Genomic DNA, 2,069 nt, shown 5'->3' on the forward strand with positions numbered 1-2,069 from the left:
GTGGTCAATTACCTAATTTTCAGGGAAAAAATCCCTAAATTTTCCCCCCAATCACTCCAATGGTAGGCACTTTTTCAGGGAAAAAAAGTCTAAAAGCCTTATCCAACAAGGTTTTTAGATTTATTCAGCAAACCCTACTTATAACAAATCACTCCAGTATCAATTATGAATTATGAGTTAGGAAGTGGGAAGAAAAAAGCTGCCTCCTTTCTCCTGTCTCCTGACTCCTGACCTACCCTTTCAGCAATAAATCGCTAATTTCCGACTGACAATGACCAATTAAACGATTAAGGGCTTTTTTTCCTTGTTTACCTTGATAATCTGAGCGATCGCTTTCAGTAATTCCATAGGGACGACCGATCGCCACCTTGACACGATGATAAAAGACAACGGGATGCCAACCATCTTGATCGAATAAAGGTTCCGTGGTATCTAACCAGCGCAGCAAACGCACGGGAAAAGGACTAATAACAGTTTCCGACTCGGAGAGAATAGCCACAGGTAAGACAAATAAATTCTCCACGGGACAACGCAGGGCTAAATGGGCAAATCCGCTTTGAAAAGGGCTAATTTGACGAGGAGCAGTCAAATTTAACATCGGCGATCCACCTTCTGGAAATAAACCGATCCATCGTCCGGACTGTAAAAAATCCGTTGCTTGCCGAAAAAAAGTCCGGTGGCGTTTTTCGGGGGTATCAAAGGGAAAACAGCCCAATTCTCCGATTAATTCCCGCAAAAGCGGGGTTTTTCCCATGTAGTGATGACAGGCGATCGGGAGAGTTTTGCCCAAAGCTTGAATTAAGATCGGCGCGTCCAAAAAGCTACGATGGTTACTTACCACGATCGCCACTCCTTGGCCGGGTAGATTTTCTTGACCGACGGTAAACAGACTCGTGCGCGTGGTATCAAGAATTAAACGAGAGGTGGATAGGGGGGTAAGCAGCTTCATGGAAAAAAAAAATCGGCCTTAAGATTGTTTTTATTGACTTAGATCACAACTAAAGGATAAAACAGAATTAGAGGATCATAAAATATAGGGATTATGTCCCAATCATCTACGGATCAGCCTCGGGGCAGCCTCGTCTATTTAAAAAAATAAATTTCATGAATGATTTAAATGAGCGAAATACATTTGCTTTAACAACACCTCTTTATTATGTCAACGATATCCCTCACATCGGCAGTGCTTACACGACGATCGTAGCGGATGTTATGGCGCGATGGCAGCGGTTACAGGGCAATTCTGTCCTCCTGATTACAGGAACCGACGAACACGGACAGAAAATCGAACGAACCGCGGCAGCCAAAGGACTCAATCCCCAGGAACACTGCGATCGCATCGCCACCAGTTTTGCCAATCTCTGGGCAAAGCTACACATCCAGTATGATCGCTTTAGTCGCACCACCGCCCCCCGTCATCAGGCAATTGTTAACGAATTTTTTGAAAGAGTCTGGGAAAAGGGCGATATCTATCTCGATCGCCAACAGGGTTGGTATTGCGTCGCCTGTGAAGAATTTAAGGAAAAAAGAGAACTGTTAGATAATGGCTGTTGTCCCATTCATACTAATCTGGCCGCCGAATGGCGCGACGAGGAAAACTATTTTTTCCGTCTCTCTAAATATCAGACGCAACTAGAACAACTTTACCAAGAACAACCGGATTTTATTCAACCGGAAAGCCGACGTAATGAGGTTCTCAACTTCGTCAACCAGGGACTACAGGACTTCTCCATCTCTAGGGTTAATGTGGCTTGGGGGTTTCCCATTCCCCACGATGGTAAGCATACCATCTACGTTTGGTTTGATGCCCTTCTTGGCTATGTTACCGCCCTTCTCGACCCCGAAGACGAACCCACCCTAGAAAATGCCTTGGCCAAATGGTGGCCGATCGATCTGCATCTGATCGGTAAAGATATATTAAGATTCCATGCCATTTATTGGCCGGCTATGCTAATGTCGGCGGGTTTACCCTTGCCCAAAAGAGTGTTCGGCCATGGCTTTTTGACCAAAGACGGGCGGAAAATGGGCAAAAGTCTCGGTAATACCCTCGATCCCTTCGATTTGGTTGA

Annotated in this window: 2 protein-coding genes; one reads left to right on the plus strand and one right to left on the minus strand. The window is 45.1% G+C overall.

Annotated elements, in window-relative coordinates; translation table 11 throughout:
• Window positions 1–232 precede the first annotated feature (232 nt).
• Window positions 233–949 (minus strand): lysophospholipid acyltransferase family protein, encoded by a 717-nt coding sequence (locus PX484_RS16065; protein WP_002800085.1) that lies wholly within the window; start codon window positions 947–949, stop codon window positions 233–235.
• Between the two features lie 155 nt (window positions 950–1,104).
• Here PX484_RS16065 and metG point away from each other — a divergent pair.
• Window positions 1,105–2,069, plus strand: a 965-nt coding sequence (gene metG / locus PX484_RS16070) for a methionine--tRNA ligase (protein WP_288104728.1), incomplete at its 3' end; no start/stop codon positions are given.

This window comes from Microcystis sp. M49636_WE2 (assembly GCF_030065375.1).
In the GTDB taxonomy this organism is placed as follows: Bacteria; Cyanobacteriota; Cyanobacteriia; order Cyanobacteriales; family Microcystaceae; genus Microcystis; species Microcystis aeruginosa_C.

Bases quoted from the DNA above. Each gene is read 5' to 3' on its own strand.
- PX484_RS16065 (WP_002800085.1), bottom strand. From the start codon at position 949: ATGAAGCTGCTTACCCCCCTATCCACCTCTCGTTTAATTCTTGATACC.